Annotated in this window: 15 protein-coding genes; 13 read left to right on the top strand and 2 right to left on the bottom strand. The window is 40.9% G+C overall.

What is annotated here, in order from left to right:
- The first annotated feature begins 33 nt into the window (after nucleotides 1–33).
- The 9 genes from DW182_RS13615 to DW182_RS13575 all read left to right on the top strand — a co-directional run bounded on the left by DW182_RS13615 (nucleotide 34) and on the right by DW182_RS13575 (nucleotide 7,496).
- Nucleotides 34–339: a hypothetical protein gene (locus tag DW182_RS13615; RefSeq protein ID WP_007663177.1), complete on the top strand. Its 306-nt coding sequence runs from the start codon at nucleotides 34–36 to the stop codon at nucleotides 337–339.
- The gene (locus tag DW182_RS13610) at nucleotides 294–896 is read left to right on the top strand and encodes a nucleotidyl transferase AbiEii/AbiGii toxin family protein (protein WP_118295855.1); all 603 of its coding nucleotides are present in this window, start codon (nucleotides 294–296) and stop codon (nucleotides 894–896) included. Before DW182_RS13615 ends, DW182_RS13610 begins: the two co-directional genes overlap by 46 nt.
- Nucleotides 897–971: 75 nt before the next feature.
- Nucleotides 972–3,434 carry a phenylalanine--tRNA ligase subunit beta gene (gene pheT, locus DW182_RS13605; protein ID WP_118295854.1) on the top strand — a complete coding sequence of 821 codons (2,463 nt, stop codon included), beginning with the start codon at nucleotides 972–974 and terminating at the stop codon, nucleotides 3,432–3,434.
- Between the two features lie 34 nt (nucleotides 3,435–3,468).
- The gene (locus DW182_RS13600) at nucleotides 3,469–4,206 is read left to right on the top strand and encodes a YebC/PmpR family DNA-binding transcriptional regulator (protein WP_007663170.1); all 738 of its coding nucleotides are present in this window, start codon (nucleotides 3,469–3,471) and stop codon (nucleotides 4,204–4,206) included.
- Complete coding sequence (locus DW182_RS13595; protein ID WP_007663169.1) at nucleotides 4,206–4,451, top strand: TIGR03905 family TSCPD domain-containing protein; 246 nt, start codon at nucleotides 4,206–4,208, stop codon at nucleotides 4,449–4,451. The genes DW182_RS13600 and DW182_RS13595 overlap by 1 nt, the downstream gene beginning before the upstream one ends.
- Before the next feature lie 131 nt (nucleotides 4,452–4,582).
- Complete coding sequence (locus tag DW182_RS13590; protein WP_007663167.1) at nucleotides 4,583–5,845, top strand: Nramp family divalent metal transporter; 1,263 nt, start codon at nucleotides 4,583–4,585, stop codon at nucleotides 5,843–5,845.
- Nucleotides 5,846–5,863: 18 nt separating this feature from the next.
- The gene (locus tag DW182_RS13585; RefSeq protein ID WP_118295853.1) at nucleotides 5,864–6,628 is read left to right on the top strand and encodes an exodeoxyribonuclease III; all 765 of its coding nucleotides are present in this window, start codon (nucleotides 5,864–5,866) and stop codon (nucleotides 6,626–6,628) included.
- A 17-nt stretch (nucleotides 6,629–6,645) separates the two neighbouring features.
- Nucleotides 6,646–7,107 carry a C-GCAxxG-C-C family protein gene (locus DW182_RS13580; RefSeq protein WP_118295852.1) on the top strand — a complete coding sequence of 154 codons (462 nt, stop codon included), beginning with the start codon at nucleotides 6,646–6,648 and terminating at the stop codon, nucleotides 7,105–7,107.
- Nucleotides 7,108–7,295: 188 nt separating this feature from the next.
- Nucleotides 7,296–7,496 (top strand): winged helix-turn-helix domain-containing protein, encoded by a 201-nt coding sequence (locus DW182_RS13575; protein ID WP_007213746.1) that lies wholly within the window; start codon nucleotides 7,296–7,298, stop codon nucleotides 7,494–7,496.
- Between the two features lie 98 nt (nucleotides 7,497–7,594).
- Here the strand turns inward: DW182_RS13575 and pdxH are convergent, their stop codons facing one another.
- Nucleotides 7,595–8,239 (bottom strand): pyridoxamine 5'-phosphate oxidase, encoded by a 645-nt coding sequence (gene pdxH / locus DW182_RS13570; protein WP_118295851.1) that lies wholly within the window; start codon nucleotides 8,237–8,239, stop codon nucleotides 7,595–7,597.
- A gap of 47 nt (nucleotides 8,240–8,286) precedes the next feature.
- On the bottom strand, nucleotides 8,287–9,222 hold the full coding sequence (locus DW182_RS13565; protein ID WP_158580806.1) for a fimbrillin family protein: 936 nt from the start codon (nucleotides 9,220–9,222) through the stop codon (nucleotides 8,287–8,289).
- 162 nt (nucleotides 9,223–9,384) lie between these two features.
- Between DW182_RS13565 and lepA the strand changes: the two genes are divergently transcribed.
- The 4 genes from lepA (at nucleotide 9,385) to DW182_RS13545 (ending at nucleotide 14,328) form a co-directional block, all read left to right on the top strand.
- Nucleotides 9,385–11,169 carry a translation elongation factor 4 gene (lepA, locus tag DW182_RS13560; RefSeq protein ID WP_007663158.1) on the top strand — a complete coding sequence of 595 codons (1,785 nt, stop codon included), beginning with the start codon at nucleotides 9,385–9,387 and terminating at the stop codon, nucleotides 11,167–11,169.
- 105 nt (nucleotides 11,170–11,274) lie between these two features.
- The gene (locus tag DW182_RS13555; protein ID WP_118295850.1) at nucleotides 11,275–12,450 is read left to right on the top strand and encodes a sodium:proton antiporter; all 1,176 of its coding nucleotides are present in this window, start codon (nucleotides 11,275–11,277) and stop codon (nucleotides 12,448–12,450) included.
- 48 nt (nucleotides 12,451–12,498) lie between these two features.
- Nucleotides 12,499–13,818 carry a Na+/H+ antiporter NhaA gene (gene nhaA, locus DW182_RS13550; RefSeq protein WP_118295849.1) on the top strand — a complete coding sequence of 440 codons (1,320 nt, stop codon included), beginning with the start codon at nucleotides 12,499–12,501 and terminating at the stop codon, nucleotides 13,816–13,818.
- Nucleotides 13,819–13,959: 141 nt separating this feature from the next.
- On the top strand, nucleotides 13,960–14,328 hold the full coding sequence (locus tag DW182_RS13545) for a BlaI/MecI/CopY family transcriptional regulator (RefSeq protein ID WP_118295848.1): 369 nt from the start codon (nucleotides 13,960–13,962) through the stop codon (nucleotides 14,326–14,328).
- Nucleotides 14,329–14,339: the final 11 nt, after the last annotated feature.

Here is a 14,339-nt window from a genome sequence, read left to right as displayed (position 1 = left end):
AAAATCATATCTTTGCAAAAAAGAAGGTTAAAAATGTCTGCAAATCAATATATAAATATGTTTTCCGCCCATCTGTTTTGGGATGTGCGGAGAGAAGATTTAGACCTTGATAAGCACTCTGAGTATATCATAAAAAGAGTGTTGGAATATGGTTTGCTGAAAGACTGGAATTTGCTTCGGTCGTATTACGGATTATTTAAGATTGTTGAAGTTACGAAAGAAATGAGAGATTTAGAGCCTCGTGCTTTAGCTTATATTTCTGCCATATCTAAAACACCTAAAGAACAGTTCAGATGTTATGCTTATCGACAATTGAACCCTCAACACTGGAACTTTTAAAAAAGTTACAGCAACTTCCTGAACTTCGTGATACACGATTAGTAGGAGGAACAGCACTTGCTTTGCAATTAGGGCATCGGAAATCTATTGATTTGGATTTCTTTGGCACAATCAATTGTGATACTCAAGAATTGGTTGATGCTATAAAGAGTGTTGCTACTCTTACTATTTTGAAAGAGTCTCCTCATATACATATTTATTTAATAGATGGTATAAAAGTGGATATTGTGAACTATAAATATCCGTGGCTTGATGAAGTGGTACTAAAACAGGGAATCAGGATGGCTAGTTTTAAAGACATTGCTGCAATGAAAATAACTGCGGTGGTAGGGCGGGGAACTAAGAAGGATTTTATAGATATTGCATTCTTGTTATGTCATTTCTCTTTGGATGAGATTCTGAGTTTTTATTCATTGAAATATAATGATGGTTCTATTTTCATGGCGATGAAAAGTCTGGCTTATTTTGATGATGCAGAAAATGAGCCAATGCCTGATATGTTTGTGAATCAGTCTTGGGAGCAAATAAAAGAATATATCCTATCAAAGATTTCTTGATATATTTTCCCTGTCAACCCAAAAAATCTTATTACCTTTGCGGGTCACTTTTGGAAACAATAAAAAATTAATGATATGAATATCTCTTATAATTGGTTGAAAGAGTATGTCGATTTCGATTTGACACCGGAAGAAGTTGCGGCTGCATTGACTTCTATAGGTCTGGAAACAGGTGGTGTAGAAGAAGTGCAAACAATTAAAGGCGGACTGGAAGGTCTCGTGATAGGTGAAGTGTTGACATGCGTTCCTCATCCGAATTCAGACCACATGCATGTGACTACTGTGAATCTGGGACAGGGAGAACCTGTACAGATAGTATGCGGTGCACCGAATGTGGCTGCCGGTCAGAAAGTGGTAGTTGCTACTTTGGGTGCAAAACTCTATGATGGGGATGAATGTTTTACGATTAAAAAGTCAAAACTCCGTGGTGTTGAGTCCAACGGTATGATTTGTGCTGAAGATGAAATAGGCATCGGTACGGATCATGCAGGTATTATCGTTTTGCCGACTGATGCAGTCCCGGGAACTCTTGCCAAAGATTATTATAACATCAAGAGCGACTATGTGCTGGAAGTGGATATCACTCCGAATCGTGCCGATGCTTGTTCGCATTATGGTGTAGCTCGTGACTTGTATGCTTATCTGGTGCAAAATAATAAACCGACTTCTCTGAAGAGGCCGTCTGTAGATACTTTCTCCGTTGAAAATAATGATTTGGATATCAAAGTTACAGTTGAAAACACTGAGGCTTGCCCTCGCTATGCCGGTGTAACGGTGAAAGGCGTAACGGTTAAAGAAAGTCCGGAATGGTTGCAGAATAAACTCCGTATCATCGGACTGCGTCCTATCAATAATGTAGTAGATATCACAAATTACATTGTTCATGCATTCGGTCAACCGTTGCACTGCTTTGATGCGGATAAAATTGAAGGTGGCGAAGTAGTGATAAAGACAATGCCTGAAGGTACTCCGTTTGTCACATTGGATGGTGTGGAACGCAAATTATCCGATCGTGACCTGATGATTTGTGACAAGGAAAAACCGATGTGTATTGCCGGTGTATTCGGCGGTTTGGATTCCGGTTCTACGGAAACCACCAAGGATGTTTTCATTGAGAGTGCTTATTTCCATCCGACATGGGTTCGTAAGACGGCTCGTCGTCATGGGCTGAATACAGATGCTTCTTTCCGTTTTGAAAGAGGTATTGATCCTAATATCACTATTTATTGCCTGAAGCTGGCTGCCATGATGGTGAAAGAACTGGCCGGCGGTACTATTTCCTCTGAAATTAAAGATGTTTGTGCTACTCCTGCTCAGGATTTCATCGTAGAATTATCTTATGAGAAGGTATATTCATTGGTAGGCAAGGTGATTCCGGTGGAGACAATCAAGAGTATTGTTACCAGTCTGGAAATGAAAATAACCAATGAGACTGCAGAAGGATTGACTCTGGCTGTACCTCCTTATCGTGTAGATGTACAACGTGATTGTGATGTTATTGAAGATATCCTCCGTATTTATGGATATAATAATGTAGAGATACCATCTACGTTGAAGTCCAGCTTGACAACGAAAGGCGAACATGATAAATCTAACAAGTTACAGAATTTGGTAGCTGAACAGTTGGTAGGTTGTGGTTTCAATGAAATTCTGAATAATTCTCTGACACGCGCCGGTTATTATGATGGTATGGAAACTTATCCTTCTAAGAATCTGGTAATGTTGCTGAACCCGTTGAGTACAGATCTGAATGCAATGCGTCAGACTTTGTTGTTCGGTGGTCTGGAAAGTATCTCTCATAACGCCAACCGTAAGAATGCCGACTTGAAATTCTTCGAATTCGGAAATTGCTATTATTTCGATGCAGAAAAGAAGAATCCCGAAAAGTCGTTGGCTGCTTATACAGAGAATTATCATCTCGGATTGTGGGTAACGGGTAAGAAAGTATCCAACTCTTGGGCACATGCTGATGAAGAAAGTTCTGTATATGAATTGAAAGCTTACGTAGAAAATATTTTCCTCCGTTTAGGGCTGAATATGAGAAATCTGGTAGTAGGTAATCTGGTGGACGATATTTATGCTACTGCCTTGTCTGTACAGACTAAAGGTGGAAAGCGTCTTGCCACATTCGGTATCGTAACGAAGAAGATTCTCAAAGCTTTCGATATTGATAATGAAGTATATTACGCTGATCTGAACTGGAAAGAGTTGATGAAAGCTATCCGTTCTGTAAAGATCAGTTATACGGAAATCTCCAAATTCCCGGCTGTGAAACGTGACCTTGCCTTGTTGATCGATAAGAAGGTGCAGTTTGCAGAGATAGAAAAGATTGCTTATGAAACTGAGAAGAAGTTACTGAAAGAAGTATCTCTTTTCGATGTTTATGAGGGCAAGAATCTTGAAGCCGGCAAAAAATCGTATGCTGTCAGCTTCCTGTTGCAGGATGAAACGCAGACACTGAACGATAAGATGATCGATAAGATAATGTCGAAACTCGTGAAGAATCTGGAAGATAAACTGGATGCAAAACTTCGATAATTAATTAAAAGTTAAACATTAAAATATTATTCCAATGGGAAGAGCGTTTGAATATAGAAAAGCTGCCAAATTGAAAAGATGGGGTCACATGGCAAAGACCTTTACAAGACTGGGTAAACAAATTGCTATTGCTGTAAAGGCTGGTGGCCCGGAACCGGAAAATAACCCGACTTTGCGTTCTGTTATCGCTACTTGTAAGCGTGAGAATATGCCGAAGGATAACATTGACCGTGCTATTAAAAATGCGTTAGGCAAAGATCAGAGCGATTACAAAGGAATGACTTATGAAGGATACGGCCCTCACGGTATTGCTGTATTCGTAGATACATTGACTGACAATACGACCCGTACAGTTGCTGATGTACGTTCAGTGTTCAACAAGTTTGGTGGAAACTTGGGTACTATGGGGTCATTGGCTTTCCTGTTCGACCACAAATGTATGTTTACTTTCAAGAAGAAAGACGGCATAGATATGGAAGAACTCATCCTTGACTTGATTGACTACGATGTAGATGATGAGTTTGAAGAGGATGAAGAAGAAGGTACAATCACTATCTATGGTGATCCGAAGAGCTATGCTGCCATCCAGAAACATTTGGAGGAATGTGGCTTTGAGGATGTCGGTGGTGAATTTACTTATATCCCGAACGATACGAAGGAGGTAACTCCCGAGCAACGTGAGACTCTTGACAAGATGATAGAGCGTCTTGAAGAATTTGATGATGTGCAAACGGTTTATACCAACATGAAGCCGGAGGGAAGTGAAGAGTAATGAAGTATACTTATAAGACTCAAGGTACATGTAGTTCTCACATTGAATTGGAAATAGAAGATAATATAATAACGGATATTGCATTTTGGGGAGGTTGTAACGGTAATTTGCAAGGCATTTCCCGTTTGGTAAAGGGAATGCCGGTAAATGATGTGATTTCCCGTCTGGAAGGAATTCGTTGCGGAGGACGTCCGACTTCTTGTCCGGATCAGTTATGTAGGGCGCTGCATGAAATGGGATTCTAACTAAATCCCTGTACTTTTAAATATATAGGTTGACCCTCGGTATTGTACAATGCCGGGGGCTTCTTTTTTGAACAGAATGTGTGGCTTGCTTGTTATTATTTCGTAATTTTACGCCATAAAAAGAACGAACAATGAAAAATATTCTGAAAGACTTGAAACGTAGGGATCATAAGCGCTATTTAGGTGGTCTGGACGTTTTTAAATATATTGGTCCCGGACTCCTTGTTACAGTAGGTTTTATTGATCCCGGAAACTGGGCTTCTAATTTTGCGGCGGGGTCCGAATTTGGATATTCCCTGCTTTGGGTGGTAACTTTATCAACGATCATGTTGATTGTATTGCAACATAATGTGGCTCACTTGGGGATTGTTACAGGTTTATGCTTGTCGGAAGCTGCTACGAAGTATACTCCTAAATGGGTTTCCCGTCCTATTCTGGGTACTGCGGTGTTGGCATCCATATCGACTTCCCTTGCCGAGATACTGGGAGGAGCAATTGCTCTGGAAATGCTTTTTGATATTCCCATTATATGGGGAGCCATATTGACAACCGTCTTTGTCGTCATCATGCTTTTTACGAACTCATATAAGAAGATAGAGCGTTCCATCATCGCGTTTGTTTCAGTTATTGGGTTATCCTTTATTTATGAGTTGTTCCTGGTGAAGATTGACTGGCCACTAGCTGTAGAAGGATGGGTGACACCTGCTTTTCCAGAAGGAAGTATGCTGATTATTATGAGTGTCCTGGGAGCAGTGGTAATGCCACATAATTTATTCCTGCATTCGGAGGTAATCCAGAGTCATGAGTATAATAAGCAAGATGACAGTTCTATTCGTAAGGTTTTGAAGTATGAGCTGTTTGATACGCTTTTCTCCATGATTGTAGGATGGGCTATCAATAGTGCCATGATATTGCTGGCTGCTGCTACTTTCTTTAAAAGTGGTATTCAGGTTGAAGAGCTGCAACAGGCAAAGTCTTTGTTGGAACCTCTACTTGGAAACAGTGCTGCAGTCGTGTTTGCTTTGGCTTTGTTGATGGCAGGTATTTCATCTACCATTACAAGTGGTATGGCGGCAGGTTCTATTTTTGCCGGTATCTTTGGAGAATCCTATCATATCAAGGATAGCCACTCTCAGGTGGGCGTAATCCTTTCATTGGGCATTGCGTTGTTGCTGATATTTTTCATCGGTGATCCTTTCAAGGGATTGTTGATTTCGCAAATGGTGCTGAGTATTCAGTTGCCATTTACTGTTTTCCTGCAAGTGGGACTAACGTCTTCGCGTAAAGTAATGGGGCAGTACGTTAATAGTAAGTGGAGTAGTTTTGTACTCTATGCTATTGCGGGAATCGTTACCGTATTGAATATTATGTTGCTGATATCTGAACTAGTATAAAATCAAATAAACAATCATATGAAGATTATTACATATAATGTGAATGGGCTGCGTGCAGCTGTTGGCAAAGGTTTGCCGGAATGGCTGGAACAGGAGCAAGCTGATGTAGTATGCATTCAGGAAACCAAATTGCAACCGGATCAATATCCGGAAGAAGCACTGAGTGCATTGGGATACAAGCATTATCTTTATTCTGCACAGAAGAAAGGCTATAGTGGAGTTGCCATTTTGACCAAGCGGGAACCGGACCATGTGGAATATGGTATGGGTATGGAAGAATATGACAATGAAGGCCGTTTTATCCGTGCCGATTTTGGCGATATATCTGTTGTGAGTGTTTATCATCCTTCGGGAACAAGCGGTGACGAACGTCAGGCATTCAAAATGGTATGGTTGGAGAAGTTCCAGGAATATGTGACGGAGTTACGAAAATCGCGTCCGAAACTGATTCTTTGTGGTGACTATAACATTTGTCATGAACCGATAGATATCCATGATCCTATCCGAAATGCCACAAATAGTGGTTTCTTGCCTGAAGAGAGGGAATGGATGACGCGTTTTCTGAATGCCGGCTTTATTGATACTTTTCGCCTGTTACATCCCGAACAACAGGAATATACGTGGTGGAGTTACCGCTTTAATTCCCGTGCAAAGAATAAAGGATGGCGTATTGACTATTGCATGGTGACTGAGCCGGTTCGTCCGCTGCTGAGAGAGGCGCGCATATTGAATGATGCTGTACATTCTGATCATTGCCCCATGTTGTTGGATATAGAAGGATAAGAGGAAGGGGAGGAACGATGTTTGAAGAAAGAATAGAAAAAGCAGTAGATTTTTTTAAAAGTGGTTATAATTGTTCTCAGTCTGTAGTACTTGCTTTTGCCGATATGTATGGGTTTACACAAGAACAGGCAGCGCGTATGTCAGCTTCTTTTGGTGGAGGTATTGGCCGTATGCGTCAGACTTGTGGAGCCGCATGCGGTATGTTTTTACTTGCAGGGCTAGAGACTGGGGCAACTGATCCCAAGGATCGTGAAGGAAAAGGTGCCAATTATGCCGTAGTTCAGGAGTTGGCTGCTGAGTTTAAGAAACGGAACGGTTCTACAATTTGTGCTGAACTATTGGGGCTGAAGAAACCGGAAGGCGTGTCTACCCCCGAAGAACGTACCGAACAATATTATGCTAAACGTCCGTGTGCCAGGATGGTAGAAGAGGCTGCCCGTATCTGGGCGGAATATCTTGAAAACAGACCGTCTGTTTGATATAAACAGGTCATATTTTTGGTCTGACCTGCTGAAAAAATGCTCTTTTTATGACATATAACATAAAAAAATAGAGAATAATGTGTTATATAACATAAATATAACTATCTTTGCCGCTGAAATAAAATCTGAACCTCATCAATGAGAGAAGTTAGATTAAAGCATGTATAACTAAAAACAAGAAGAAAATGTTAAAAGAAAAAGCTGGTGAAACTGCAGGAAAAATTTGGAGTGCTCTGAATGAGACTGAAGGTTTAACTGCTAAACAAATCAAGAAAGCAACTAAGTTGGTAGACAAAGATTTATTCTTGGGTCTTGGTTGGTTGTTGAGAGAAGACAAAATTTCTACTCAGGAAGTAGAAGGTGAACTGTTTGTCAAGTTGGTTTAAGAGAGAGATTGACATTTATCTTATAAAAAGAAGCGTTGATACATTTATATGTTATCAACGCTTCTTTTTATATACTATATTTCATCAATGAAGGATGTTTAAGGAGCTAGTCTTTCCTGTATCCAGTTGCCATCTTTCTGAAGTATATATTGGATGCGGTCGTGCAGACGGCTTTCCCGCCCTTGCCAAAACTCGAAGCGGGTAGGGGTTACAGCAAAACCACCCCAATTATCGGGACGTTTAATATCGCGGCCTGCCAGCTTGAAGACTTCTTTCACGAAGGCTCGCATAATCTCCATACGGCTGCTTATCACTTGGCTTTGCGGAGATATTCTTGCACCTATCTTGCTTTTATATGGCCTGGTGGCAAAGTAAGTATCCGAAACTTTGTCGGGGCATTTTTCGGCTTTACCTTCAATGTGTACCTGTCTTTCCAATTTGTGCCATACAAAAGAAAGGGAAATATATGGATTGCCTGCTAATTGTTTTCCCTTTCGGCTTTCGTAATTAGTGAAGAATATAAATTGGTTGTTTTCTACCCCTTTCAACAAAACGGTGCGCGTGGAGGGGAACCCTTCTGCTGAAACTGTTGCTACTATCATAGCGGTGGGTTCATCTTCTTTGTGAATGATAGCGTCATTCAGCCATTCCACGAATTGCTCAAAAGGATTGTCGTGGACAGTGCATTGTGTCAGCTTGCCTTTGCTGTATTCTCTTCTGATTTCAGATATTGGGGTTTCCATATTTTCTATTTTGTTGTTGTATTTTGATAATAAAGAGTGATCTCCTCTTATTTTTGTATCGGATAAATCGGATTGCCTGATTCGTCTACTTCGGTCCAGTCTTTAATGCTGACATTGGGGAACGATACGGAATTTCCGTCTATAATGGCGCTGAAGACATAAGAAAATCCACCGGCCAGTTTACCCGGAATAGGGATACTTCCGGTATAGGTACGTGGTGTGGTTTCTCCATCTGCGAGAATTTTTAGTGTCATTGACATTGGGGTGGTTGCACGGGTTGGTAAGACAATGGCCTGTGCGAGAAATCCATTCTTGCCCATATTAAGTGGAGTTGTGTCATAAGTGTCGGTTGCTTCGATAATACCGGTTTCTATATTGAGGCTGGCACCAGGGGTAGGCGGAAGAATAGTTGCAGATACTAAACTGTCAAGTTGTAAGCCTTCACCTGCTGACAGGTCAACTACGACCTGAGTAGCTATATGCTGAAAAACAATGGGCATGTGAATTTGTGAAGCCGTGATATCTTGGTCCAGATTTTCCCACCATAGATAATCTACGCCATTCTTTAGCGGAGCCGATATTCCATCTGTTAGACTCGGAGGATAAGTGGAAGAATTTTCTGAAAATGCATACATATTATAAGAGCCGTTACTCAAATACATTTTGTATCCTTTCATCCCCGTTAATGTACCAGCTGAAACTGTTGAATATAACCCTTCGGCGAACGGATCATTAAAATTCCTGTCTGTCGTTTCAAAAGCATATATTTGACTTACTAATCCTTTGGGCATAGGAGACATGGATCTGGTTACCTTACGACTTTCAAGTGAAGCGGAAAATGTGATGAGTATATCTTCTTTTTGTGAGGTTTCTCCGTTACCGGGATCATTGGTTCCGGGGGATGATTCATAAATGATTATTTCATTTTTGGAACATCCTACAAGTAATAATAAAGAGAATGCTAGAATAACAAATTTTTTCATTTCAGTTATATGGTTTAGGTTATTGTCCATACATAACAGCAGAATGATGGAATAGTTCTGGGATATATAGACATTTACAACTTCGGATATTGAATAAATCACTTTCAAAACCTCATCTTTTTCATTATCTTTGCGCCCGCATTTAATAGATAATTATAGAAGATGAAGAATAATATACGTAACTTTTGCATTATTGCCCACATTGATCATGGTAAGTCTACTTTAGCTGACCGTCTGCTTGAATATACCAACACCATACAGGTGACCGGAGGACAGATGCTGGATGATATGGATCTGGAAAAAGAGAGAGGTATCACCATTAAGAGCCATGCCATTCAGATGGAGTATACGTACAAGGGTGAAAAGTATATTCTGAATCTGATTGATACTCCGGGGCACGTAGACTTTTCGTATGAAGTTTCCCGTTCTATTGCCGCTTGTGAAGGTGCATTGCTGATTGTAGACGCTTCGCAGGGTGTACAGGCACAAACAATCTCCAATCTTTATATGGCAATCGAGCATGATCTGGAAATTATTCCGGTCATCAATAAGTGCGATATGGCGAGTGCCATGCCTGAAGAGGTAGAGGATGAAATCGTAGAGTTGCTTGGCTGCAAGCGCAGTGAGATAATCCGTGCTTCCGGTAAGACGGGTATGGGGGTAGAAGAAATTCTGGCTGCGGTTATCGAGCGTATTCCTCATCCCGAAGGTGATGAGGAAGCACCGTTGCAGGCTTTGATTTTTGACTCTGTATTCAATTCTTTCCGTGGTATCATTGCTTACTTCAAGATAGTAAACGGTGTGATCCGTAAGGGAGATAAGGTGAAATTCTTCAATACCGGTAAAGAATATGATGCTGATGAAATCGGTGTGCTCAAGATGGAAATGGTGGCACGTCAGGAACTGCGTACTGGTGACGTGGGATACATTATTTCCGGTATTAAAACCTCTAAAGAGGTAAAGGTGGGAGATACGATTACTCACATTGCCCGCCCGTGTAAAGAAGCTATTGCAGGTTTCGAGGAAGTGAAGCCGATGGTTTTTGCCGGTGTATATCCTATTGAAGCGGAAGACTTTGAAGACTTGCGTTCCTCTTTGGAAAAACTGCAATTGAACGATGCATCACTGACTTTCCAGCCTGAATCCTCGTTGGCGTTGGGCTTCGGATTCCGTTGCGGATTCCTGGGACTGTTGCACATGGAGATTGTGCAGGAGCGACTTGACCGTGAATTTGACATGAACGTGATAACCACTGTACCGAACGTTTCTTATAATATCTACGATAAACAAGGTCATATGACAGAGGTGCATAACCCTGGAAGTATGCCCGATCCTACTTTGATCGACCATATTGAGGAGCCTTATATCCGTGCTTCCGTTATCACAACCACAGATTATATCGGTCCTATCATGACCTTGTGTCTGGGTAAACGTGGTGAACTGGTGAAGCAGGAATATATTTCCGGTAATCGTGTGGAGATCTATTACGACATGCCTTTGGGAGAAATTGTGATTGACTTTTATGATAAACTGAAAAGTATTTCGAAAGGATATGCCTCTTTTGATTACCATGCCAGTGGTTTCCGTCCGTCCAAGTTGGTAAAACTGGACATCTTGCTGAATGGCGAGCCGGTGGATGCCCTTTCAACACTAACACATTTCGACAATGCGTATGATTTGGGACGCCGCATGTGCGAGAAGCTGAAAGACCTGATCCCGAGACAGCAGTTTGATATTGCTATCCAAGCGGCTATCGGAGCTAAAATCATTTCTCGTGAGACGATTAAGGCAGTACGCAAAGATGTTACGGCGAAATGTTATGGTGGTGACGTCAGTCGTAAGAGAAAGCTGTTGGAAAAGCAGAAGAGAGGAAAGAAACGTATGAAGCAGATTGGTAATGTGGAAGTGCCGCAGAAAGCGTTCCTTGCGGTGTTGAAATTAGATTAATATAAAAAATCATAAAAGCAGATTCATATTAGTCTGGGGATTGTTCTCTTTCTGTAGGACTGTCTTGGCAATCCCCTTTGTTTTGAAAATTCTAACTAATAATAAATGAGAAAAGTTCTATCGTTTTCGGCCTTCCTGGTGGTAGGTCTCTTTATAGCGCAATATCTGCCTGCATGGTCAGGAAGTGATTATGGTACAGTGAAAACTGTATCTAATGTGTTGTTGTATATTTGTCTGGGGTTCATTATGATTAATGTGGGACGTGAATTCGAAGTGGACAAGTCCCGATGGCAAACATACGCAAAAGATTATTTTGTCGCAATGGCTACAGCAGCCATGCCTTGGTTCCTGATTGCTATTTATTATATTTTCGTTTTACTTCCGCCGGAATACTGGAATAGTTGGGAGGCATGGAAAGAAAACTTGTTGCTGAGCCGTTTTGCGGCTCCTACTTCCGCAGGTATATTATTTACTATGTTGGCGGCTATCGGACTAAAGTCCAGTTGGATCTACAAGAAGATTCAGGTGCTGGCTATCTTTGATGATCTGGATACCATCCTTTTAATGATTCCTTTGCAAATAATGATGATCGGACCGCGCTGGCAGTTGTTGGTTATTATCCTTATCGTCTTTCTGTTGCTTTCTTTCGGTTGGAAGAAACTGAGTAAATATAATATGAGGCAGGATTGGAAAACCATTCTGTTTTATTCCGTTCTGGTGTTTGCTGCCACTCAATCGCTTTATCTTATTACGAAGAACTTATATGGCGAAGATGCCAGCATTCATATCGAGGTGTTGCTTCCGGCATTCGTCCTGGGTATGGTCATGAAGCATAAGGATATTGATACGGCTTGGGAACGTAAAGCTTCGACAGGAATTTCATTTATCTTTATGTTCCTGGTAGGTATGAGTATGCCTCCGCTTCAGGGAATCAGTCTCTCTGGTGATATGGGGCTAGCCTCTATAACAGGTTCACAGGAAATGATGCCTTGGGCACTGATTATTGTACATGTGGTTATTGTATCGTTACTTTCCAATGTCGGTAAGTTGTTTCCGGTATTCTTCTATCGCGACCGTAAATTGAGCGAACGTCTGGCACTTTCCATAGGTATGTTTACGCGTGGTGAGGTAGGGGCAGGAGTTATTTTTATTGCGTTGGGTTACAATCTGGGGGGGCCGGCATTAGTAATTTCTGTACTTACTATTGTGTTAAATTTAATATTAACAGGTATATTTGTGCTTTGGGTTAAAAAACTGGCATTAATGAGCTATCAGGAATAGCTCATTAATAGCGCATTCCTTTGAAAATGTAATACTTAAATCGAACATATGATTATTCTACGTACTGTGAAAAACTTTTCGGCGCTGAATGTAGTGGCGAGTATTTTATTATTCCTGACGGCTATTTTGGCAGCTATTGTTGCCAATTCTTCATTAGCTCCTGTGTATCAGAGTTTCCTGTCGCAAGAGTTGCATTTGCGTATAGGCGATTTTAACCTGCTTTCGCATGGCGGTCATAATCTTACGATGATTGAGTTTATCAATGATTGCTTGATGACGATTTTCTTTCTGGCTGTAGGATTAGAGATAAAACGTGAATTACTGGTTGGCGAATTGTCTTCTTTTCGAAAGGCTATTCTACCATTTATTGCAGCATGCGGGGGAATGATACTTCCGGTTGTAGCTTATTTTCTTCTAGTAACTCCTGATACTCCTGAAACACAAGGTATGGCTATTCCTATGGCTACGGATATTGCTTTTTCCTTAGGAGTGCTTAGTTTGTTGGGTAAGCGCGTACCATTGAGCTTGAAGATTTTCCTGACTGCCTTTGCTGTAGTAGATGATATTGGTGGTATTCTGGTGATTGCCATTTTTTATAGTTCTGAAGTTGCTTACGGTTATTTGATTGTGGCTGCCATCCTTTATATCTTTTTGTATTATATGGGCAAGTTTGGTATGACGCAGAAGATATTCTTTCTTTTCTTTGGCATTATTATCTGGTATTTATTCCTGCAATCCGGTATTCACAGTACAATATCCGGTGTGATACTTGCATTTGTTATACCTGCCCGTCCGCGATTGGATGCAGGTAAATATATCCGGCGTATCCGGGCTATTGTCAGTTCTTTCCCGATCGTGCAGTCTGATAATATAGTATTGACGAATGAGCAGATTGCTACATTGAAGCAAGTGGAGCGAGCTTCGGATCGCGTGATAAGCCCTTTACAATCTTTGGAGGATAATCTGCATGGGGTTGTGAATTTTGTTATTCTTCCTTTATTTGCCTTTGCTAATGCGGGAGTGGTTCTTGGCGGTAGTGGAGAAGTTATAGGGAATGTGAGTCTTGCTGTTGGCATGGGGCTTCTTATTGGTAAGTTTCTGGGGATTTACCTTTTCACCTGGCTGACTATCAAAAGTGGACTTACCCGAATGCCTGAAGGCATGAACTGGAAGAATATTGCAGGAGTTTCGCTGCTGGGTGGCATTGGGTTTACAGTGTCATTGTTTATAGCTAATCTTTCTTTTTCCGGTGCTTATCCGGAATTGCTGAATCAGGCTAAATTCGGTGTATTGTGTGGTACTATTATTGCCGGAATACTCGGATATGTGGTGCTGAATCAGGTATTGCCGAAGAAAAAGAAAGTATAAATAAGAGTATGACATTGACTATCTACTAATAATATTAGTTAAACTACTTCTTGTATTAGTTGAATAACTAAATAAATTAGTTGTTTGTTTAAAACTAATTCATATCTTTGTGCCGTTCACCCAAGTAAACTTGAAAAGATTATGAAACGATTAACTGCCAAAGAAGAAGAGATCATGCAAATGTTCTGGGAACATGGTCCGATGTTTGTTCGTGAATTGTTGGCCTTTTATGAAGAGCCTAAACCACATTATAATACCGTATCAACCTTGGTGAGAGGGCTAGAGGACAAAGGATTTGTGAAATACAGGGCTTATGGTAATACGTATCAGTATTATGCGGCTGTTTCCGACAAAGAATATAAGCGTTCTGCACTGAATGATGTGGTGGCTCAATACTATAATAACTCTTATACCAATGTCGTATCTACATTTATTGAAGAAGAAGGTATGTCGGTAGACGAGTTAAAAGCGTTGATCTCGGAAATAGAAAGTAAAAAGTCGAGCAGATAAAATAGAATCAT

This window comes from Bacteroides sp. AM16-24 (assembly GCF_003471885.1).
Taxonomy (GTDB): Bacteria; Bacteroidota; Bacteroidia; order Bacteroidales; family Bacteroidaceae; genus Bacteroides.
Note: the sequence above shows the minus strand (reverse complement) of the source record. Positions and strands in the feature narration are given on the sequence as shown.